The 22,835-nt window shown below is 34.1% G+C and carries 15 protein-coding genes and 1 CRISPR repeat array; of the genes, 8 read left to right on the top strand and 7 right to left on the bottom strand.

The features are described 5' to 3' along the window. The 4 genes from CW752_RS02950 to CW752_RS02935 form a co-directional block, all read right to left on the bottom strand. A partial coding sequence (locus CW752_RS02950) for a TolC family protein (protein ID WP_133121641.1) occupies positions 1-990 on the bottom strand: 990 nt, incomplete at its 3' end. Between the two features lie 363 nt (positions 991-1,353). Next, a complete protein-coding gene (locus CW752_RS02945) occupies positions 1,354-2,559 on the bottom strand; it encodes an MFS transporter (RefSeq protein ID WP_228401593.1) in 1,206 nt (401 codons plus the stop codon). A gap of 88 nt (positions 2,560-2,647) precedes the next feature. Then, positions 2,648-3,559, bottom strand: a complete 912-nt coding sequence (locus CW752_RS02940) for a helix-turn-helix domain-containing protein (RefSeq protein ID WP_101238304.1) — start codon at positions 3,557-3,559, stop codon at positions 2,648-2,650. A gap of 94 nt (positions 3,560-3,653) precedes the next feature. Then, on the bottom strand, positions 3,654-4,166 hold the full coding sequence (locus CW752_RS02935; RefSeq protein ID WP_133121640.1) for a hypothetical protein: 513 nt from the start codon (positions 4,164-4,166) through the stop codon (positions 3,654-3,656). Positions 4,167-4,281: 115 nt separating this feature from the next. Here CW752_RS02935 and CW752_RS02930 point away from each other — a divergent pair, with 115 nt between their 5' ends. The 4 genes from CW752_RS02930 (at position 4,282) to CW752_RS02915 (ending at position 9,419) form a co-directional block, all read left to right on the top strand. Beyond that, a complete protein-coding gene (locus tag CW752_RS02930) occupies positions 4,282-5,697 on the top strand; it encodes a PLP-dependent aminotransferase family protein (RefSeq protein WP_101238302.1) in 1,416 nt (471 codons plus the stop codon). 157 nt (positions 5,698-5,854) lie between these two features. Beyond that, positions 5,855-6,031, top strand: a complete 177-nt coding sequence (locus CW752_RS02925; protein ID WP_002978882.1) for a histone H1 — start codon at positions 5,855-5,857, stop codon at positions 6,029-6,031. A 545-nt stretch (positions 6,032-6,576) separates the two neighbouring features. Continuing rightward, a complete protein-coding gene (locus tag CW752_RS02920; protein ID WP_133121639.1) occupies positions 6,577-7,662 on the top strand; it encodes a hypothetical protein in 1,086 nt (361 codons plus the stop codon). Between the two features lie 185 nt (positions 7,663-7,847). Then, a complete protein-coding gene (locus CW752_RS02915; protein WP_101238300.1) occupies positions 7,848-9,419 on the top strand; it encodes a M20/M25/M40 family metallo-hydrolase in 1,572 nt (523 codons plus the stop codon). Positions 9,420-9,508: 89 nt separating this feature from the next. Here the strand turns inward: CW752_RS02915 and CW752_RS02910 are convergent, their stop codons facing one another. Next, positions 9,509-10,144: an HAD family hydrolase gene (locus tag CW752_RS02910; RefSeq protein ID WP_101238299.1), complete on the bottom strand. Its 636-nt coding sequence runs from the start codon at positions 10,142-10,144 to the stop codon at positions 9,509-9,511. A gap of 247 nt (positions 10,145-10,391) precedes the next feature. Beyond that, positions 10,392-12,515: a Tex family protein gene (locus CW752_RS02905; protein WP_101238298.1), complete on the bottom strand. Its 2,124-nt coding sequence runs from the start codon at positions 12,513-12,515 to the stop codon at positions 10,392-10,394. A gap of 253 nt (positions 12,516-12,768) precedes the next feature. Here CW752_RS02905 and cas9 point away from each other — a divergent pair, with 253 nt between their 5' ends. From cas9 to cas2, 3 genes are read left to right on the top strand one after another with little or no spacing between them, the layout of a single operon-like run. Further along, the gene (gene cas9, locus CW752_RS02900; RefSeq protein ID WP_101238297.1) at positions 12,769-16,572 is read left to right on the top strand and encodes a type II CRISPR RNA-guided endonuclease Cas9; all 3,804 of its coding nucleotides are present in this window, start codon (positions 12,769-12,771) and stop codon (positions 16,570-16,572) included. 5 nt (positions 16,573-16,577) lie between these two features. Continuing rightward, entirely contained in the window at positions 16,578-17,471 is an 894-nt protein-coding gene (gene cas1 / locus CW752_RS02895; protein WP_101238296.1) for a type II CRISPR-associated endonuclease Cas1, read from the top strand. After that, the gene (gene cas2, locus CW752_RS02890; RefSeq protein WP_101238295.1) at positions 17,468-17,806 is read left to right on the top strand and encodes a CRISPR-associated endonuclease Cas2; all 339 of its coding nucleotides are present in this window, start codon (positions 17,468-17,470) and stop codon (positions 17,804-17,806) included. The genes cas1 and cas2 overlap by 4 nt, the downstream gene beginning before the upstream one ends. Before the next feature lie 57 nt (positions 17,807-17,863). Further along, a CRISPR array of direct repeats spans positions 17,864-19,372; the repeat unit is 47 nt; unit sequence GTTGTGTGTAATCACAAAGTTATTAAATTTTGAAAGCAATTCACAAC. A 126-nt stretch (positions 19,373-19,498) separates the two neighbouring features. On the opposite strand, the gene CW752_RS02885 is transcribed toward cas2, so the two are convergent. Further along, entirely contained in the window at positions 19,499-21,496 is a 1,998-nt protein-coding gene (locus CW752_RS02885; protein WP_101238294.1) for a T9SS type B sorting domain-containing protein, read from the bottom strand. A gap of 576 nt (positions 21,497-22,072) precedes the next feature. Here CW752_RS02885 and CW752_RS02880 point away from each other — a divergent pair. Further along, positions 22,073-22,747, top strand: a complete 675-nt coding sequence (locus CW752_RS02880; protein WP_101238293.1) for a YceI family protein — start codon at positions 22,073-22,075, stop codon at positions 22,745-22,747. Positions 22,748-22,835: the final 88 nt, after the last annotated feature.

Below are 22,835 nucleotides of genomic sequence, written 5' to 3'. Positions count from 1 at the left end.
TGCAAATCCGTCAAAAATATCATAGGTTACAGCAATGCCTACAGTTAAAGGATTTTTTATCAAAGGGTAATTATGAGAAGCAATGATTTTTTGACCGGTTATGAGTACATTAGGGAGATAATTAGCCTTTTCCGCATTGATGCTTTCTTCTGCTATTTTTTCAAAAAGTTTCAGTTTTTGTATTTGCATATAATTAGCGACGGCTTTCTCTTTATAACCTTTCAGAGAATCTATGTTTTCTTTCAAAAAGAAAGGAGAGGTCAGAGAAAATTCACCTTCTTGTTCCAATGTTGCTGATAGAGCCGTTCTTGCAAGTTGTAAATCTTTTTTAGAAGCAAGTAATTGTCTTTCTGCCTCTGCAACGGCAACTTTAGCCTGTAATACTTCCACTCCGGCAATAATGCCATTTCGTTCCAGCTTTAAAGAATTGGTTAAATGGACATTCATTACATTGAGAACATCCTCTTTTACGCCTACGGCTTCTTCTGCCAGTTTAGTATTAAAATACCGTTCTGCCAATTCCGAAATTAAGTTTTGTTCAGAACTGCTTTTATCTACCTTGGCTACCTCTTCATTGAGTTTTGCAATATGAATGGCAGATTTTATTTTACCTCCCGTATATATTGGCCAGCTCATTGATAGCCCCCCAAACTCCATATCTCTTTTTTGAAGGGTAAAATCCCAATTTCCTAATACAGAAGGTGAAGAAAGGTTTAATAGTGTGGCTAGCCCGTCTCTTTTGTCATTCAGAAATATTTTGGAATCTTTATCCATATAGGTGGCTGTTCCGAAAGCCTTAATTTGTGGATACATCAGCCCTTCGGTGACCTTGATCTTATAATGGGAAGTTTCTATTTTTTTATCATTTATTTTTACCTGGATATTTTTGTTCATCATTATTTCTCTGGCTTCAGAAAAGCTGAGAGCAGTTTGGGCTTGTAAACAATGTATTCCTGATAATATGATAATAAGCCTAATCAATAGTTTCATTACATGTATTTTATAATTATTCAATCATTCAATTGTGATAATTGATTACGAATAATTGTAAAAATCAGTTGCTTTTTTAGTAGGATTATTATGGGCTAATAAGACGAAGGTTTTAGATATAACTCTCTGAATTGGGATAATTTAAATACTTCGAAGCCATTAAATACAAGCTTATTTTACAGTTATCATTTAGCAATCAATCATTGATGCTAAATTATTATTGATTTTATGATAGAAGCTTATTTGAAAGGAGTCAAATATAGTCTGAAAGTATCATTGTGTAATAAATCTGTGAAGCAAAGAAAAATTAAGTATAATGGAATAGAGAATGAAGGAGTGTGGTATTATATAAAAAAGCAGAGATTAATTCCCTGCTTTTTCTTTCTTTACGGCTTGATGCATAATTAAAATGATTCCGAATAGTATAAAGGCAATAATCAGATACCGCCAGGCCAGGTCTTTTTGCTCGGTTACTGTTCCGGTTACTGAAATAATAAAACTCGTAACAGAAGTGATAACATATACCAGTCCACCCATTAGTCCGCCAGCCGTCCCTGCATTTTTAGGGAAATATAACATACTTGTCGTGAAAAATGAGGTAAATAAGATCCCTGAACAAATATGAATAAAAAAAGCAAATGGAATCATGATGAAAAGGCTTTCTACAAAGAAACTGGTTGTGATTAAAGTTGCAATCAGAATCAGTTGCAGGAGAATTGGCAGTAAAATACGAGGCTTAAAATCAAGGCTAAGTCTGCGTTTTCCTATAAAACCTCCAATCATCCATGAAAAACCTAAGATCAAAGTACAGTATCCGATGACCACAGGAGTAAAGTGAAATGTATTTTCAATAATAAACGGCCCTGTAATATTGAATACCATAACGATAGAATAGCTTAACCCCAGAATGAAGATTCCCAGCATGAAGATCCTGTTTTTTAACATCATTTTGTAGAGGCTGATATTTTCTGAAAGATCAAGCTTCTTTTTTTCAGGAAGACTTTCCTCACTGAAAAACCATTCAAAAAGAAATAAAAATCCTGCATAAAAAGCCAGAAAATAAAAGTTAGCATGCCAGTTAAACAATTTTTCAAGATAGCCACCCAGAAAAGGAGCCAGAATAGGTCCGCAGGACCATACAATGGTAAAATAACTCAAATAATGTTTTACCCTTTCCGAGTCATAAATGTCTACAAAAATGGCACGGGTCGCTACTACAAGTACGGAAACGGCAATTCCCTGGAGAATACGAAGCAGACAAATCAGTAGAATGCTATTGGTCATTGTAATCAAAATACTACTGATCATCAAAAGGAATAAGGCCAGTAATTTGGGACGATAACGTCCGATACTATCCAAAATTCCTCCTACGAACAATTGGGAGATTCCATAACTCAACAGATAGGTAGTCAATGTAATCTGAATATCTTTTTCGGAAACAGACATTTCCCTTGCCATAGATGGAAATGACGGTAAATAAATATCTGTGACAAATCCGGAAAGTGGAATAGACACAAATGCCATAATGGTTATTAATCTGATACGTTTTTCAGACGCTGCTCTCAACATAGTCATCTTTTTTTACAATGCAAAATTAGGATAAGAAGCGTAGAAAACAGTTTTAAAAGACAAAGTAAAAATTACAAAATTCAAATATTTAAATAGCGTTCTTATATTTTAATGGGGAAGTCTGAGCATGCTTTTTAAAGAAATTATTAAAATGAGAAGGCTGTTCAAAGCCTAAAGTATATCCAATTTGAGCAATATCCCAATTGGTGTATTTTAGCAAATTTTTAGATTCCTCAAACATTTTCTCCTTAATGATCTGGGTGGTAGTAAGGTTAGTGACTGATTTTACAGATGAATTCAGGTGATTGACATGTACATTTAAATGACTGGCGAAATCAGCAGGAGTTCTTAAGGCCAAAGGATATGCCGGTGAATCCAATGGAAATTGTTTGTTGAGAAGCTCATCAAATAGTTTGTATAAACGGACATTGGCAGGAAGTTCGTTAAGGCTCACATCTTCTACTCGGTTTTCCAGAGCAAGGTGTAAAAGAGAAGCCAGGTTACTCTTAATACCATTGCAACGGAAAGGATAAGCAGAATGACTCAGTTTGTACATTTGTTCAAAATACATATTGACCAAGTGTATCTGTTCCTCATTCAAAAATATAAAAGGTTTACTCCATTCTTTAAATAATGACGTCTTTTTAAATAAATTAAACTCTGAATTTCCATTAAAAAATTCCTGGTTAAACAGACAGGAATATCCTTCCTGAAAATTATCTTCACATTCCCATGTGTAAGGAATACTTGGGGATGGGAAGAAGAGCGCAGGGCGATCAATATACATTTCATGAGTTCCGTAGTGTGCTGTTCCTTTCCCTATAATAAAGCATATTTTATAATAATCACGTCGATTATAAGGGCTTTTAAAGCTACAATACTTTCTCGGAATAATATTGAAATGAGACTTTCCTGCTTCAAAGTCTGTATCGGATATTGCGAGAAGATTTTTGCGGGTACGTTTATAATAATCTTTTATGGTCTCCAGCTGTTCACTCATGATATAGAAGTTATAAAAATCAAAGATAAGGAAATCCTTTGTTTCTTAGATTTACGATCATGAATTTTATATAACTTTATGTCTTATGTCCTTGTTAATTCTTCTGAATGTCCATTTTTAAGATTTGAGACGGAAGTAGGAAAGGTTCTGCTTGTGAATCAGAAATTGGTGTAAAACCGGACTCTTTTAAAAACTCTATAAGTGGATCATGGACCAACATATTGATCCATATGACATCGGTGAAGCTCACAGCAGATCTGCATTTTTTCCAAAGAGATTGTCTTGTTTCCGGAGAATCAAACTTAGGAAGGATGACAAAACTGATTTCTGTAGCTCTGATTCCATCGGGTATTCCGGGATATCCGGAACCGCTTTTTATGATACTATATCCCACAGGCTGTTGATCTGCATAGGTCATAATAAGTTGATTGGAAAGATCATTCAGATCATTGATCATTTTCCTGGGGTCAATTTCGTTTTGGTATTTTTTGATGTCTTCTTCCGCAATAAAGTCTTTATGTAATGCATTTACCGAAGAATCGATAATGGCTATAAGATCAGAAATTCCCTCTTCAGAACCTACTGTAAATTTTGAAATGATGTTCATGAATTTTTTATTCAAAATTATAAGATTAATTGATTTATAAAGGATACAGCTTATTAAAATTTTATCAGTACAGATGTTTATTTTGTAAATTTGTTCAGTACAGTCTTGTGAAGTTATGAAGCCATATAAATACGAAGTTTTTACATCTGTCATTGAAGAGCAGATTCGTAACGGAATTTTACAGCCTAAAGATAAATTACCATCTGCTCGGGAAATTAAGAAAAAATACAATCTGAGCACAAGTTCTGTTCAAAGTGGTTTCGAATATCTTATGATCAAAGGTTGGGTGAATAGCTTACCGCGTTCAGGTTATTTTGTGGCGGAAAGGGAGGAAAAGAAGATTTCGCAGGCCAGAACAATTCTTCCTCCGGTAGTTCGGGATGAGGTGTTTATGAAAAATATGATGTTGACTTCCAAAAGAACTTCAGAATTTAGTGCATTCAATAATGCGGTGCCGGGAGATTTGCTAATCCCGCAAAAACTTATTCTCAGAACCATGCAGGAAGTTATTCGGGAAAAAGGAGTTTCACTTCTTCGATATTATCCTTCTCATGGATTGGAAGCCTTAAGGGAGCTTATTGCCAAAAGAATGAGGAAATACGGATGTGTATTCAATCCTGATGAATTGATTATTACTGATGGCGCATTACAGGCTTTAACAATAGCATTAAGATCCGTAACGAAAGCAGGGGATATTGTGGCTGTTGACAGTCCGTGTGTGTTTTCAGTGCTGGAAGTTATTGCCAATTTGGAGCTTAAGGTGATTGAGATTCCGGTACACTATCAATCAGGTTTTGATACGGAATATTTTTGCAAAGTCTGTATTGAAAATGATATCCGTGCTCTTGTTGTGACTCCTAACTTCCATAATCCTACAGGGAATATAATGAGTGATGATACGAAAAAAGACGTGTTGAGAATTGCAGAAGACCATGAAGTTTATATTATTGAAAATGATATGTATTCTGATCTTTATTTTGGAGATAAAAGACCAAGTTGCATCAAAAGTTTTGATGAGAAAGGATGGGTAATGACATATTCTTCGTTTTCAAAAACATTGGCGCCCGGTATACGTCTGGGCTGGTTATATACAGGTAAGTTTTATTCGAAAGCAGAAAGGGCAAAGTTTATCCTGGGAAGATCTGTATCTCCTATTTATCAGGAGTTGATTCTTAAAATATTAGAGGGAAGTCGTTATGAAAAGCATTTGCGTTCATTTCGGAAAGATTTAAATCATCAGGCCAATCAGGTCTTGGATACCTTAAGAAGGTCTTTTCCTGAAGGTTGTTATTTTCATAAGCCGCAAGGAGGATACAGCATCTGGGGGCAAATGCCGGAAAATATGGATATGAAAAAGTTTTATACATATTGTGAGTCCCATTATATTTCGTTTACCCCCGGGTATACGTTCTCTCTTACCGATCAGTATAGTCGTCATTTTCGAATTGTTTTTACAGAAAGAATGACTTCTGAAAGTTTTGTGTTATTGGAGAATATCGGTAAAAAGGCTCAGTATTTTTTGAACCATTAAGAATAACGAAAATCCTCTAATTTTTCAATTTTATTTTAAAAATTAAATTGAATTTAACACCGGAAAAATAAATTTCATCAATTATCATATTTTTTTTCGGCACAATTAGGCTGGAATCACCATAAAACCTATATTTGCAGCCTAAATTTTTAAATAAATGAAAGAACTAATTGAAAAAATCAACGCAGAATTCGAAGCGTTCACAACTGAGGCAAACCAACAAGCGGAAAAAGGTAACAAAGCAGCTGGTACAAGAGCTCGTAAAGCAGCTTTAGAACTAAGCAAATTGTTCAAGGAATTCAGAAAAGTTTCTGTAGAAGAAGCTAAAAAATAATTCACCTTTAGCCGGCTTTTGAAGCCGGTTTTTTTATGTCTGCATTTTTCAGGCAGAATCCCAATCAATAGTAAGGTTCCCTATTCTTTACATTTTACTCTTGTTTTCATATTCCGGACACGAGATTTGTTATGATAAAAGCAACAAACAAAACAGGAGTGTTCGGTTTACAATTGCTTTTTTTATTCAATGAAGTTTAAAAACTCTTATATTGATTATTTTTAACCACTTAAGTTTTTTTAGAACCAGGCTTTATGCATAATAAGGACACCTAAGCTTTGTGAAAATCTTTGATTTTCATCTTATGTGGACTTTTCTATGGGATCGTTTTAAACAAACTTACTTAAGTGAACTAAAGTGTTTTAAAATGAAAGCTTCTGTGGTTTATAAAGTTTAAACAGCTTTAATAGAATTATTTTACACGCTGAGGTGAGAAGAGTGGATATAATTTGTACTTTTAGAAAGACTTTGGTACAATCAAAATGAAACACTATTATTTTTTATTGGTTTTATGCTTTGGGTTTCTTTCGGCGCAAAAACTCAGAGTGTTAGATTCAGAGAGCGGAAAGCCGATTTCCAATGCCAGGATTCTTTCCCAGGATCAGATTGTCTATACCAATGAAGATGGTTTTGCTCCTTTAGATCAAAGTTCTGCAAATTTTGAAATTTCAGCATCCGGCTTTCAAAGCATGAAATTCCAGGGAGTTCATTCCCAGGTAAAGTTGAAAAGGATTTATAAAAATATTGATGAAGTGAAGCTCATCAAGGTAGATATCAAAAAGGTTTTTGAAGATGTCAGTAAAAATTATAAAAAGAGATATTATGCAGAACCCTCCTTATATAATGTTACTTACAAAGAAAAGAGAAGTGATAACAACAAGCTTTATTTTTTGGTAGTTGCGGAAACCAAACTTTGGAGTAAGACTAACCATTATAACTTTAAGGATGGCTTTTTTAAAGATTATGATAAAATTCTCCAGATGCAGTTGAATAACGTAAAATACATGAAAAATGTAAAATCTGACAGTGTTTTCACAGCAGGAACGAAAGATTTTTCTCATGAATATATGGGGAATTATTTTTTTAGTTTTGAATTAAACAGAGTCTTGTATCATCTGAAAAATAAAGAATCAAAATACTCGGGATGGATTTTTTTTGAAGAAGGAGATGAGCAACTTATTACTTTTAAAATTAAATCAGGAGCAGGAATTGAAATGGAAGGAGAATGTAGATTTAACAAGACGGATAAAGTGATTACTTATTTTGAAATCCATTATTTACAAGATCAATATCCTGTTATAAAAAGAAAAACGGCAGAAGGTGAAGAGTATGATTATCAACTTGGAAACGCAGTACTTGTTTTTGATTTTTATAAAAATGATGGAGTATATGTTCCTGCATTGAGCAAGCTTGAAGGGAATAAATACATCGCTTATTATAAAGGAGTGAAGCATGAACGGAAAATCAGCAGAGAACTCATTTATAATTCTTTTAAAAAGTCAGATGAAAAAGGACTCTCTCCCAAAATGGACTTCAGTAAAAATATTTGGGATAACCTTCCCGTCAAGGAGAGTCGAAATAACGCAATCCTTCTTTCAGGAGAAGAACAGGATTTTATCAATAAAAATTAACCGGATTTCAGATTGGGATAGAAAATAATTTTCTTAGCATTTAATACTAATGACTTAAAGTATTTGTGAAAGTATTTAATTTTTTGAATAAAAAGTCTTAAAATACCAGTGTTTAAAGACTTTTTTACGTTTATTCTTTTACCATCTCCTTAATTTCCTTTATCTTTAAACCAATCAATATGACTATGAAGATAAATAGAATTTTTGCAGTACCGGCTGTAGTGTTGGCTGCCCAGTTTTCATGGGCTCAAGTGAAGGTAGATCCGAAAGAAAAACTTGATCCTGTCGTAAAAAGTTTTGTAGAAGAGGTAAACAATAATTCTCAGCTTGAAAATATGGCGTATGAGTTGTTGGACGGCATAGGGCCTCGTCTCGTAGGGACCCCTGAAATGCTCGCTGCCAACGAATGGAGTGCAGGAAAACTGCGTTCATGGGGAATAGATGCCAATCTTCAGCAATTTGGAACATGGAAAGGATGGCAAAGAGGTACAACTCATGTTGATATGGTGTACCCACGTACAAAATCTCTATCGGCAACCCAGTTGGCTTGGAGCCCGGCGACTAAAAAAGCAGTAGAAGCAGAAGTTGTTATTCTTCCAAAAGTATCTTCTAAAGCAGAGTTTGATGCATGGCTTCCCTCTGCAAAAGGAAAAATCGTGTTGATGGCACAATATCAGAAAATTGGTCGTTCCGATGAGCAGATTAAAGAATTTGCAACTCCTGAATTGTATGAAAAACTGAAGGCTGAGAAAGAACAAGCTGCTAAAGATTTTACGGCGTATGTAAAGAATATCGGGTATGATAATAATACACTTCCTGAAGCTTTGGAAAAAGCGGGTGCGGTAGGAATTGCTATTTCAAACTGGACAGGAATTATGGGAGCGAACAGAATTTTCGGAGCAAAAACATCTAAAATTCCAATGATTGATATTGATGTGGAAGACTATGGAATGCTTTACAGAATGGCTGAAAAAGGAGCCCGGCCTAAAATTAAAATAGATGCCCAATCTAAAATACTTCCCGAAGCTAAAAGCTTTAATACCATCGGAATGATTAAAGGAAAGGAGAAGCCGGATGAATATGTTGTTCTTTCTGCTCACTTTGATTCCTGGGATGGAGCACAAGGTGCTACAGATAACGGAACAGGTACACTTACGATGCTTGAAACAATGAGGATCCTGAAAAAATATTATCCTAATAATAAGAGGACCATTGTTATAGGACTTTGGGGAAGCGAGGAGCAGGGATTAAACGGGTCCAGAGGTTTTGTGGCAGATAATCCTCAAATTATTAAAGGAGTGCAGGCTGCTTTCAATCAGGATAATGGTACAGGACGTGTTGTGAATATCAGTGGCCAGGGGTTTGTGAAAGCTTATGACTATGTAGGAAGATGGCTTGAGGGAGTTCCAAAAGCAGTAAGAAGTCATATTAAAACCGATTTTCCGGGAATGCCCGGAGGTGGAGGTTCTGATCATGCATCATTTGTAGCTGCAGGGGTACCGGGAATTTCTTTAGGTTCCTTAAACTGGGGGTATTTTGGATATACCTGGCATACTACGAAAGATACTTATGATAAAATCGTTTTTGATGAGGTTAAAAATAATGTGGTTTTAACAGCTGCATTAGCATATATGGCATCTGAAGATCCTCAATTCGCTGACAGAGAAAAAAGAGTAATGCCACAAGATGAAAAAGGAGAAACTATAAAATGGCCGGAAGTAAAAGAGCCAAAAAGAAGTTCGAAAGATTATAAATAAATAATGGTTAGCTGTAGAATTACCACAGCTTTCAAATTAGGATATTATTTAAAAGGCTGTCTGAAAGGACAGCCTTTTGTGTATGATTATTAAATATTCAATTTTAGATCTGAAAACTTTGAAATGGTTGGAATTTGCTTCTGAATTTCTAATTTTCCAAAGCCATATGTACAAAAAATAAAAGGTAATCCATTGGATGTGGCAGAATCATAATCTGTCTGTGTATCTCCAATATATACAGAATCTTCAACAGATAAATGATTTCTTTTCATGATAAGTTGAATGTTTTCAGATTTCGTTTTACCTGTCCGGCCATGAGATTCGAAATCTATAAAAAGAGCATTGAATTGGTAATATTCTAGGAATGACTCAATATAGCCGTTCTGGCAGTTGCTTACAATAAAAAGCTGATGAGTGTTGACCAGGCTTTTCAAAGTTTCTTCAACATGATCATATAAAATTCCACCCTGAACCCGTAATACTTTATTTTCCTGAGCTACAATTTCAGAAAGAATATCCTGAACCCGCTGACTGCTTATGCCGGGTACAATATTGGGTACAATGTCTTTAGCCAGTAATCCCATATATTGATTCATGTCTTCAGGTTTGAGCTCTTTTTCAATTAATTGATGCCTTTGTAGAACATCATTCCATATTTTAATGATTGTCAATCGTGGATCCCATAAGGTTCCATCCAGATCGAAAATTAAATTTTTATAACTCAAGGTGTTTTCTGTTTAATTGATGAAAAATATGTTTTTACTTTATCAGATAATTATTAAACCATTAAGGTACGTTTAGATGTTAAGTTCGATTAAGGAAAAAATCAAAGATTTTTTATCAGCAAAAATGCCTTAAAGCATAGCTTAGCTTAATATTCTTAAAACCTCAAAAGATCTTAATGGTTAAAAATGAGATTTCCTCCTTTGTCGGAATGAGAGTTGTATAAAATTATATATATAGCTGATATACTTATAAAATCATGCTTAATTGTACTCTTTTTCTTGCCTCATCTACTTCAGTTACTTTCACTCGGACATGTTGATGAAGCTTTACAACTTCGTTTACATCAGATACGAAGCCGTCTTTAAGTTGGGAAATATGTACTAGTCCACTTTCTTTAATACCTAAATCTACGAAACAACCAAAGGCAGTAATATTGTTGACAATTCCGGGAAGAATCATTCCGGTTTTTAAGTCCTTGATGCTTTTTACACCAGGATCAAACTCGAATACTTTTGCCGCTTTTCTAGGGTCTAATCCCGGTTTTTCCAGTTCTTTTAAAATATCTTTAATCCCTAAAATTCCAATTTCTTCCGTAGTGTAATTTTCGGGTTTTATTAAGGTAATTTTTTCTTTATTGGCAATCAGTTCATTGGTTTTAATTCCCAGATCTTTAGCCATTTTTTCTACAATTCCATAGGCTTCAGGATGTACGGCAGAGTTATCCAGAGGGTTTTTAGCATTTGAAATCCTTACAAAAGCTGCCGCTTGTTGGAAGGCTTTTTCACCAAGCCTGGGTACTTTTTTTAGTTGTTTCCTGTCTTCAAAAGCTCCGTTTTCTGCGCGATAATTTACAATGTTTTCAGCCATTTTCTCACCAATTCCGGAAACATAGCTTAATAAAGATTTACTGGCTGTATTCAAATTGATTCCTACAGAATTTACACACTTCATCACTGTAGAATCTAATTCATTTTTCAACTGAGTCTGGTCTACATCATGTTGATATTGGCCAACACCAATAGATTTTGGATCAATTTTCACCAGTTCAGCCAACGGATCAGAAAGTCTTCTTCCGATGGAAACCGCTCCACGCACCGTTACATCATACGTTGGAAACTCATCTCTTGCAATTTTACTGGCAGAATATACAGAGGCTCCGGCTTCAGAAACTACAAAAACTTGTAAAGGTTTATCAAAAGCAATTTTTTTGATGAAGAACTCCGTTTCGCGACTTGCAGTTCCATTTCCAATGGAGATGGCTTCAATGCTGTATGCGTTAACCATAGAACGGATTTTTTTCATAGCCATTCCTGTCTCATTTTGGGGAGCATGAGGGTAGATGGTTTCATTATGCAGAAGATCTCCCTTTTCATCCAAACATACGATTTTACATCCGCTTCGGTATCCCGGATCAATCGCTAAAATTCTTTTTTCGCCTAATGGGGGTGCCAGAAGTAGCTGAGTAAGATTTTCTGAAAATATTTCAATTGCTTTTTGATCTGCTTTTTCTTTAGCCTCCTGTAGAGCTTCATTAGAAATAGCGGGTTCTAAAAGTCTTTTATAACTGTCTTTTATAGCTAAAGCAATTTGTTCTGAGCTTTCATTGTTGGATTTGATGATCGCCTTTTCAATAAAATCAATAGCTTCTTCTTTATCAATTCCGACATTGGTCTTCACAAAACCTTCTGCTTCTGCTCTCAACATTGCCAAAAGTCTGTGAGACGGAGTCCTGTTCAGATTCTCTTCCCATTCGAAGTATTGAGAGAACTTTTGGGCATCTTCTTCATCTTTTTTGGTTTTAACGACCTTAGAAGTTATGACAGCCTTACGTTGAAATAATCTGCGAAGATTCTTACGAACGTACATGTTTTCATTGATCCATTCTGCCATGATATCTCTTGCTCCCTGAAGAGCTTCTTCTTCAGTGGTAACTGCATCGTTCAGGTATTTGGAAGCAAGGAATTGAATATCATTATTCTTCTGGCTCATAATGATTTTGGCTAAAGGTTCCAATCCTTTCTCCTTAGCGGCATCTGCTTTGGTCTTCTTACGCTTTTTAAAAGGTAGATATAGATCTTCCAGCTCCTGGATATCAAAGCTTTCTTCGATTCTTTGTTGTAATTCAGGAGTTAAAGAGTTTTGTTCTTCTATAGATTTTAAAATGGATTCTTTTCTTTTAACAATCTCCTCAAACTGTTTGCTAATCTTAGAAATTTGTTCAATCTGTGTCTCATCCAGGTTTCCGGTCTTGTCCTTTCGGTAACGGGCAATAAATGGAATGGTGCAGTCTTCTGCTAATAATTGTAAAGTATTGTTGATGCTCTTCTCAGAAATATCGAGCTGCTTCTGTATAAATGTTACGGTCGTCATTGTTCTGTTTTCGGATAGCTAAAATAGGGTTTTGGAATGAGAAACTCGGAACTGCAAGGCAAAAAAAATCCCCGTATTGGAAGACGAGGAGGCTTAAATGTTTTCACAGCGGAATAATCCTTATTGTGAAATGCTTTCAAAATTTAATATAACAAATATAGAATAAAATCTTTAACTCAGTTTACGGAAATCCATAATTCGGATATTTTTTTTCTTATTATTTTTATGTATTGGGAAAAACTAATTAATTATAATGAAAAAGATACTTGGGTTAGACTTAGGAACCAATTCAATTGGTTGGGCGTTAATAGAAGTTGATGAAAATAATATTCCTATTCGCATTATTGCAATGGGTTCAAGAATAATTCCATTAGATTCAAAACATTCCAGCCAATTTTTGGAAGGGAAGTCTATTACTTTAAACCAAGATAGAACACTAAGCCGTACTCAAAGGAAAGGTTATGACAGAAAACAATTAAGGAAAAGTGATTTAAAGAAAATTCTGAAAAAATACAATATTTTTCCATCAGAAGAGTTGTTGAAACTTCCAATGCTTGATTTATGGAAGTTAAGAAGTGACTCTGCTAATCCTAATGAGGATATTTCCGCAGAACAATTAGGACGTATTCTATATATGCTGAATCAGAAAAGAGGTTATAAGTCTGCCAGAAGTGAAGCTAATTCAGATAAAAAAGATACCGATTATGTTCAGGCAGTAAAAGGGCGTTATGCTCAACTGAAAGATAGAAGGCAAACCATTGGACAATATTTTTATGAAGAGCTTTCTACTGCTTTTTCAGACAAAAATAATCAGCAGTATTTTAGAGTTAAAGAAGAGGTTTATCCAAGAGAAGCTTATATAGAAGAGTTTGATACTATTATTAATGCTCAAAAAGATAAGAATGATTTTCTTACAGATAAAGTAATTCACCAATTAAGAAATGAAATCATTTATTTTCAAAGGAAATTGAAATCTCAGAAAGGATTAGTGAGCATCTGTGAACTTGAAGGCTTTGAGAAAACGGTTTATGATAAGGAAAAAAATAAAAATAAAGTGGTATTTGTTGGGCCGAAAGTTGCTCCTAAAACATCCCCATTGTTTCAGCTTTGCCGAATTTGGGAAGTAGTTAATACAATTAACTTAAAAATAAGAAATCCAGAAGGAAGCAAATATAAATGGGGTGAAAAAGTCCCAAATTTAAAACAGAAAGAAATTTTAGCAGATTATTTATTTAAAAATGAAAGTTTAAGCTTTAATAAGCTTATCGAAATCTTAGAATTAAAAAAAGAAGATGTATATGTTAATAAACAAACCCTGAAGGACATTAAAGGAAATGAAACATATGCAGCTCTTCACAGTATTTTAAGAGATAATGAGTTGTTGAATTTTGATGTTTCTATCATTACTGCAAATTATACTGCTACATTGGTGGATAAGAAAACAGGTGAAATTCTTGAAGAAAGAGCTGGTCTTGAACTTGATGCATCATTGGAAAGAGAGCCGTTGTATCAATTGTGGCATACTATTTATTCTCTGAAAGATTTTGATGAATGTAAAAATGCGTTAATTAAAAGGTTTGGTTTTGAAGAAGAAATTGCAGGAAAGTTATCTCGTATTGATTTTAATAAGCAGGCATTCGGAAATAAATCAAATAAATCGATGAGGAAGATTCTTCCTTTTCTGATGGAAGGCTATAATTATTCTCAATCTTGCAGCTTGGCAGGTTATAATCACTCTAATTCTTTAACAAAAGATGAAAGAGAATCGCAAATTACTTTAGAACGATTAGATCTTCTCCCTAAAAATAGTTTGAGACAGCCTATTGTTGAGAAAATTCTGAATCAGATGATTAATGTAGTTAATGCAGTTCTTGAGAAATACGGAAAACCATCTGAAATTAGAGTTGAACTTGCCCGGGAGCTTAAGCAAAGCAAAGATGAGCGAAATGATACCGATTTACAAAATTCCAGAAATAAAAAACTGAATGAAGAAATAGGCAAAAGACTGACTGAATTAGGACTGCCTGTAACCAAACGCTATATTCAAAAATATAAATTCATATTTCCATCACTTAGTAAAAATCTGAAAGACGCTCACGTTAATAATCAATGCATTTATTGTGGGGAAACCTTTAATTTAACAGAAGCTTTAAATGGTGATGCTTATGATGTGGATCATATTGTACCTAAAGCTTTATTATTTGATGACTCACAGACCAACAAAGTTCTTGTACATCGAAAATGTAACTCTACAAAAACAAATCAAACTGCATATGATTACATTACTGCAAAAGGCGAAGAAGAAGTTAGGATATATTCAGAAAGAGTGGATGATTGGTTCAAAAGAGGAATTATTTCTTACAGCAAAATGCAAAGATTGAAAGTTTCACACAAAGAATATCTTGAAAGGAAAAAACTTGGAAAAGAAACAGAAACAGATAAAAAACTTTGGGAAAACTTTATCGACAGGCAATTGAGAGATACCCAATATATTTCTCGTAAATCAAGAGAAATTTTACAAAAAGTATGTAATAATGTAACCACAACAGAAGGCGGAGTTACTGCAAAGCTTCGTAATTTATGGGGTTGGGATGATGTTTTGATGAATCTACAAATGCCTAAATACAAAGAATTAGGACAAACAGTCACCAAAGAATGGACAAGTGAACATGGAAAAAGAAAACATCAAAAGGAAGAAATAGAAAACTGGACTAAAAGAGATGATCATCGTCATCATGCCATTGATGCTTTGGTAATTGCCTGTACTAAGCAAGGTTTTATTCAACGAATAAATACTTTACATTCAAGCGAGACAAAAGATTTGATGATTAAAGAAGTGGAAGAAGCTAAAATAGAATTTAATGAAAAGACTACACTTTTAGAAAAATATTTAAAGACTCAGAAGCCTTTTACTACACAGGAAGTAATGAAAGAGGCTGACAAAGTTTTAATTTCTTTTAAAGCAGGTAAAAAAGTAGCAACAATAACTAAGTTTAAAGCAACAGGTAAAAATAAAGTAACAGGTGTGATTGTTCCAAGAGGTGCTTTACACGAACAATCTGTTTACGGGAAAATAAAAGTGATTGAAAAAGATAAGCCTTTAAAATATTTGTTTGAAAACCCAGATAAAATTGTCAATTCCAGAATTAGAAATCTTGTTGAAACAAGGCTTTCTGAAAGTGAAAATAATTCTAAAAAGGCTTTATCAACAGTAAAGAAAAATCCAATTTTTTTTAACGAAGAAAAAAATGAAATTTTGGAAAAGGCATCTTGTTACAACGATGCAACAGTACTGAAATATAAATTACAAAATCTAAAAACAAATCAGGTTGATGATATTGTTGATGAAAGAGTGAAATTTTTGGTAAAAGAAAGACTTACTCAATTTGGAAATAAAGAAAAAGAAGCTTTCAAGGACATTCTTTGGTTTAATAAAGAAAAACAAATTCCGATTATAACTGTTCGTTTGTTTGCTCGTCCTGATGCTAATAATTTACAGACAATTAAGAAGGATAAAAATGGTAAAGATATTGGTTTTGTTTTAACTGGGAACAATCATCATATTGCCATTTATGAAGATAAAGATAGTAAGCTGGTTCAGCACAGTTGTACATTTTGGCATGCAGTAGAAAGAAAGAAATATAATTTACCTGCTGTTATTAAAAATTCAGCAGATGTTTGGAGTCTGTTATTAGATAAAGAACTTCCGGTTTTATTTTTGGATAAATTACCTGCTGATAAACTTAATTTAAAATTCAGTATGCAGCAAAATGAAATGTTTATTTTGGGATTATCTCAAGAGAGATTTGATGAAGCCATAAAAAATAACGATAAATCTTTATTGAGTAAACATTTGTATTTGGTTTGGAGTATTTCTAATAATGATTATTATTTCAGGCATCATTTGGAAACAAAGAATACGGAATTGAAAAATATCCCAACAGCAAAAGATTCGAAAAGATATTTTAGATTTAAAAGCGTTGGTGCATTAGTTGGAATTAATCCAATAAAAGTAAGATTGAATCATTTAGGAGAAATTACCAAAATTGGAGAATAATAATTATGATCACCCGCTCAATCTACATTGGCAATCCAGCTCATCTTAAACTTAAAGATGAACAAATGTATATTTTGGAACCTTCCACCAAAGAAATGAAAGGTAAAGTTCCAGTGGAAGATTTAGGATTATTGATGTTGGATCACTTCCAAATTACTATTTCACATCAGTTAATTCAGAAAATGATGGGGAATAATGTAGTCGTTATAAGCTGTGATGCCCATCATCTTCCTTATGGGATTATGCTTCCCATGTTTGGACATACTGAACATTCTGATCGAGTAAAAGATCAGCTGGAAGCCAGTGAGCCTTTAAAAAAGCAATTGTGGAAACAAACGGTTGAATGTAAAATTGAAAACCAGAAAGAAGTCCTTAGACGGTTGGGAAATTACTACGAACCCATGCTCGAATACCAAAAAAATGTAAAGAGTGGTGATGTCACCAATATGGAAGGTATTGCGGCACAGCATTATTGGAAATATCTTATTAATCTGGATTTTCTAAGACAGCGTTTTGGAGATTCACCTAATCAATTTTTCAATTTCGGGTATTCAGTTCTTAGAAGTATTGTTGCAAGAGCAATTGTTGAGACCGGATTGCTTCCGGTTCTTGGAATTTTTCATAAGAATAAATATAATCCTTATTGTTTGGCCGATGACCTGATGGAACCTTATCGCCCTTTTGTTGATTTATTAGTAATGCAATGGCTTGCGCTCAATTCAGAAACGGAAGAATTAACTAAGGAATTTAAAGCTTTCATTTTACAGATTGCCACTAAAGATGTGAAAATAGATGATAAAACCAGACCATTGCTGGTTGCGGTAAAAACAACAGCTACATCACTGTATAAATGTTATACAGGAGAAAAACGCCTGATCTCTTATCCTGAATTGATATGAATGCCGAAAGGTTTAATGCTTACCGAATTATGTGGGTTTTAGTATTATACGATTTACCAACAGAAACTAAAACCAATATGAAAGATGCGAACCGCTTTCGTAAATCTTTGCTTGATGATGGTTTTACATTATTTCAGTTTTCAATGTACGTAAGGCATTGTCCAAGTCGTGAAAATGCTGAGGTCCATATTAAAAGAGTGAAGTTTATGCTTCCAAAAGCAGGAAAGGTTGCTATTATGTGTATCACTGACAAGCAGTTTGGAGATATTGAAATATTCTTTGCCAGAAATAAAGAAGAACCTCCTCCAACCTTCCAACAGCTCGAATTATTCTAAATTTTGAATTCTAAATAAATAATAAATCCGTTGAAATTCAACGGATTAAACTTTGGGGTTGTGTGTAATCACAAAGTTATTAAATTTTGAAAGCAATTCACAACAACTTGCCAAGAGTTATCAAGAAGGATGTTGTTGTGTGTAATCACAAAGTTATTAAATTTTGAAAGCAATTCACAACAACCCGTTTGATGTTAAATTCTCAAATGACGTTGTGTGTAATCACAAAGTTATTAAATTTTGAAAGCAATTCACAACACTTCGGAGCAAATGGTCAGAATGATTGGGGTTGTGTGTAATCACAAAGTTATTAAATTTTGAAAGCAATTCACAACCGAAAACAGATAGGTATGAAAACTTACAGAGTTGTGTGTAATCACAAAGTTATTAAATTTTGAAAGCAATTCACAACTGTTGAGGTTAAAGCCCAAATTGAAGCCTGGTTGTGTGTAATCACAAAGTTATTAAATTTTGAAAGCAATTCACAACCTAACACATTTCCATTAACCAAACGCCCAAGTTGTGTGTAATCACAAAGTTATTAAATTTTGAAAGCAATTCACAACGGTTGATGGTCAAAAAAAATCGAAAGAAGAGTTGTGTGTAATCACAAAGTTATTAAATTTTGAAAGCAATTCACAACATTCTGTTACGATTCCCGGAAAGCCGAGTAGTTGTGTGTAATCAGAAAGTTATTAAATTTTGAAAGCAATTCACAACGTAAAAGACAACCGATTCAATTCTGAAGGAGTTGTGTGTAATCACAAAGTTATTAAATTTTGAAAGCAATTCACAACGAGGTAGTACATTGTTTCCCAACGCCAAGGGTTGTGTGTAATCACAAAGTTATTAAATTTTGAAAGCAATTCACAACAAGATCAAAAATGTTGACTGGAAAAATTACGTTGTGTGTAATCACAAAGTTATTAAATTTTGAAAGCAATTCACAACTACTCAGTTCCAACAAACACATCGAAGGGCGTTGTGTGTAATCACAAAGTTATTAAATTTTGAAAGCAATTCACAACATATGAGTTATTTATCGCTTCCCGTGCGTAGTTGTGTGTAATCACAAAGTTATTAAATTTTGAAAGCAATTCACAACTGATTGAAGAGTCCCCCACTAAAGATATAGTTGTGTGTAATCACAAAGTTATTAAATTTTGAAAGCAATTCACAACTTCAGGATCTGGATGTTCTACATCCATTCTGTTGTGTGTAATCACAAAGTTATTAAATTTTGAAAGCAATTCACAACTCCTGAAGTCTTTGGCGCAAACTCCCATATGTTGTGTGTAATCACAAAGTTATTAAATTTTGAAAGCAATTCACAACCAAGACTGTAAACAGGTTCTTCTTTTGGAAGTTGTGTGTAATCACAAAGTTATTAAATTTTGAAAGCAATTCACAACTAAAAAAGGTCTTGTCGATTATTATATTAAGTTGTGTGTAATCACAAAGTTATTAAATTTTGAAAGCAATTCACAACATACCGATACTAATAGACAAAGCGATCAAGGTTGTGTGTAATCACAAAGTTATTAAATTTTGAAAGCAATTCACAACGTAGAATTCCGACAACACGGAGCGAGTACCGTTGTGTATAATCACAAAGTTATTAAATTTAAAATCAAAAAATAAATCCTCTGCTTAAAACAAAGGATTTATTGAATATAAAGTAAGGCATTGTAATTATTCTCTATTCTTAACAAGTACCCAGCCGTTGTATCTTATTGGAGTGTTTTTTTTGTTATTTTCGGTCCATGAGATGGTATACCAATAGGTGGCTGTAGGAAGTTTTTTTCCGGAAGAGGTTCCGTCCCATGTAAAGTTTCTGATTTTACCGGCTTCATATACTTTTTTTCCATATCGATCATATACTTCAAATAGAAGGTTGTTCTTATATGCTAAAGCAGAATAATCGATGACATCGTTTTTGCTATCTCCATTTGGTGTAATGACATTGATTAAGTTAGGGATAGTTACTTCTACAGGAACAGGAGTACAATTGTATGTATCTTTTACGTAGAAGGTATGCTGCCCCCTTGTAAGGTTTTTAAAAATATTTGAATCCTGCCAATTATTACCGGTCTTATCCATAGCATATTGATAAGGAGGAGTGCCTCCGGTGACATTAATTGTCGCGGTATTATTGGTGATATCTACAGATTGGATGACAGGGTTGGGAGAAGGGTATACCTTTACGGTCTGTCTTGTAGTGCAATCACCTGATCTTAAGTCAACCCAATATGTTCCTGTTGTCACATTGTTTATTTGCTGGGTGGTAGCTCCGGTGCTCCATGTATAAGCATTAAAACCGGGACCTGCATCAAGACTGGTTCTGCCTTCAATACAAATAATTTTATCAACCAATACCGAAGAAGTTGTAGGTGGGATTACCTGTAAGGTAACTTTTGCAATAGAAAAACAGCCATTATTGTTGGTTACTCTTATATAGGCGGCTCCATTGGGAGCTGTATAGGCTATAGGATTAGGAATTTCATTAGTTCCATTGAAGGCATCGGTTTGCGACGGAAAATATCTTTTTGTTGTTCCTTGTTCTGTGGTTACATTGGCTGTGGTAAGATTAAAGGTTGCTGTGGATGGATTGGTTTGGATATAGCATGATCTTATGGTGGCTTCGGTTACTACCGGTAGACTACCAATGGTAACTGTCGCTGTTTGACTTACTGCATTACATTGTGAGTTTAAGACTGAGCCCTGAGGTCCTACTTTAAATCTGATTAAATGATTGCCCGGTGCTTTTCCATTAGAATTGAAAGTATAGTTAGGGTTAGTAGTTGGTGTTCCTTGATCTACCCACGTTGTACCTCCGTCACTGCTGTATTGCCACTGGTATTCGGCAGGATTGTATGAGCTTCCCGTAAGAGTTGCCGTAAAGTCTACAGTAGTATTTTTGTTGGGGCATAACGTAGTACTGGCACCTGGTTGAGCTTGGATGGTGGCCGGAATACATGGCTGTACTGTAATGTCATCAATAGCCAGATCATTACCGCAGCCGGATCCGACTGAATTATTAATGAATTGAAGTTTTGCTGAAGAACTAGATCCGTTATTGAACGTAATGGAATACTGTGTCCACGTAGAATTTACGGGAACGTTTCCTGTAGCGGTAGTCCCCAGAATAGCATTTGTAACGGGATCGATTGCTCTTAGAGTTATATTGGGATATTGATAACTGGCTCCGCAACCACTTGGAGTCCCGGAGTTGTTTACATTTAAAATCCAAACCGATAACTTTAGAAAAGTGTTTGGACAAAGATTATTCATTGTATATTCAAAAAAAATGGTAGCATCAGTAGATGGAGCATTAATTAGTAGCATTAATCCATTAGGGTTGCCGGTATGATCAGCTGAATTAATAAAGCCAAATCCTCCTACGCTTGGTGATTTTACTAATCCGGAGTAACCATCATTTAAATTTCCATTTGGGCCGGCAGCTCCTACGAAGATAGTTGAGGTAGTGGCTCCGGGGGCGTAGGAAGATAGTGGGCCATACCAATTGTCTGTATTATTACCTTGTCCAAAAGTTTGATTAACGATAGGTGGTCCCCATGTACCGGAACAGGTAGGAGTAGACTGGGCATACGATAAGGAGCAAGAGAAAAGAAAAAATAAGAAAATCAGTAAGCTGTAGATTTTCTTGTGCGAAAGTAATGTTTTGTTCATATTTGAAAGTGTTTTTTAATAATAATGTTTTTTATGTCATAATATAAAGAGGGTTAAGGGGTTAAATGATTTGTTGAAATGGATTTTTATTTAATTGAATCAGAAGTAGTAAATATTATTAAGATTGATAGATTTTATTTTATTTTTTACATTGTTTTCGGTGAATGATGTTTATTTTTATGTTATTTGTTGTTTTTAGGTTATTTTGTTGATGAATTTATACAAAAGTAATATTTGTTTTTGATAATTATTATTTTTTTTATTAAATTTTATGAAATTACCGATAATGGATGGATTCAAACATGGTTATTTGAAATAGAAGAAAGTATCAGCTTACATTTAATAATTAAAAAAATAGGCCTGGAGATTTTTAAGACATATGAAGAAATAGAGATCTAAAAAAACTTTCAAAATAAAAATAGTATAGGCTAATATTATTTTGAATTAAAAGATAATGGGTAATTTGACGGAGTTTTTCATTTCTTGATGTATGTTAAGATACATAGAAATAGGTTTTTCTATTTTTGTACCCGAAAACAAATAAGATTTCAACAAAATTTTTTAAAACAATTCAATATGAAAAAAATTAGCGTAATTGCATTAGTAGGAGTAGGATTGCTGGTGGCATCATGTAATACTAAAGAAAAATCAAACACAGAAGTAGCAACAGAACAAACTGTGGCAGAAAGTAAAGGAGAGACTTTAGCTGTAGACACTACAACTTCTGTAGTGAATTGGAAAGCATTCCACAAAGGAGGATTTGCTCCTCGTTGGGGAACACTTACTGTGAAATCAGGTGATTTAAGCATTGAAGGAGGACAAGTGGTAGCAGGAAACTTCAATATTGATATGACATCCATTAAAGTAGATCCGGCTTCAGTAACGGAAAAAGATAAAAAACCGGCAGATTTAGAAACACACTTAAAAAGTGCCGATTTCTTTGATGTAGAGAAAAATCCGGTTTCAGACTTTAAAATTACAAGCGTAGCAGATTTGAAAGACGCGCCAAAAGACGCTGTAGCAGGAGCTAACAAAACGGTAAGCGGAAACCTTACATTGCTAGGAAAAACAATGAATGTTTCTTTCCCTGCTAAAGTAGATGTTACAGATAATTCAGCTGATATTCAGGCTAAATTTACAGTAAACAGAACGGATTGGGGAATTAGATTCGGTACTTCAGAAGCAGATCCTGCAGAATGGATGATCAGCAAAGATATCGAGATCGCCATCAATGTAAAAGCTAAAAAATAAGTAATTAGACTTGACTAGTCCTAAATAAGCGTTACAGATTAATAGGATAAAATTATTAATAAATTATAAGATAGTTGTCGGTTTATTT

Source organism: Chryseobacterium sp. PMSZPI, assembly GCF_002835665.1.
In the GTDB taxonomy this organism is placed as follows: Bacteria; Bacteroidota; Bacteroidia; order Flavobacteriales; family Weeksellaceae; genus Chryseobacterium.
This window is presented reverse-complemented; position numbering and strand designations above follow the sequence as displayed.

Coding starts and splice junctions, on each gene's coding strand:
- CW752_RS02915 (WP_101238300.1), top strand. CDS start 7,848: ATGAAGATAAATAGAATTTTTGCAGTACCGGCTGTAGTGTTGGCTGCC.
- CW752_RS02880 (WP_101238293.1), top strand. CDS start 22,073: ATGAAAAAAATTAGCGTAATTGCATTAGTAGGAGTAGGATTGCTGGTG.
- CW752_RS02925 (WP_002978882.1), top strand. CDS start 5,855: ATGAAAGAACTAATTGAAAAAATCAACGCAGAATTCGAAGCGTTCACA.
- CW752_RS02885 (WP_101238294.1), bottom strand. CDS start 21,496: ATGAACAAAACATTACTTTCGCACAAGAAAATCTACAGCTTACTGATT.
- cas9 (WP_101238297.1), top strand. CDS start 12,769: ATGAAAAAGATACTTGGGTTAGACTTAGGAACCAATTCAATTGGTTGG.
- CW752_RS02930 (WP_101238302.1), top strand. CDS start 4,282: ATGAAGCCATATAAATACGAAGTTTTTACATCTGTCATTGAAGAGCAG.
- cas2 (WP_101238295.1), top strand. CDS start 17,468: ATGAATGCCGAAAGGTTTAATGCTTACCGAATTATGTGGGTTTTAGTA.
- cas1 (WP_101238296.1), top strand. CDS start 16,578: ATGATCACCCGCTCAATCTACATTGGCAATCCAGCTCATCTTAAACTT.
- CW752_RS02935 (WP_133121640.1), bottom strand. CDS start 4,166: ATGAACATCATTTCAAAATTTACAGTAGGTTCTGAAGAGGGAATTTCT.
- CW752_RS02940 (WP_101238304.1), bottom strand. CDS start 3,559: ATGAGTGAACAGCTGGAGACCATAAAAGATTATTATAAACGTACCCGC.
- CW752_RS02905 (WP_101238298.1), bottom strand. CDS start 12,515: ATGACGACCGTAACATTTATACAGAAGCAGCTCGATATTTCTGAGAAG.
- CW752_RS02945 (WP_228401593.1), bottom strand. CDS start 2,559: ATGTTGAGAGCAGCGTCTGAAAAACGTATCAGATTAATAACCATTATG.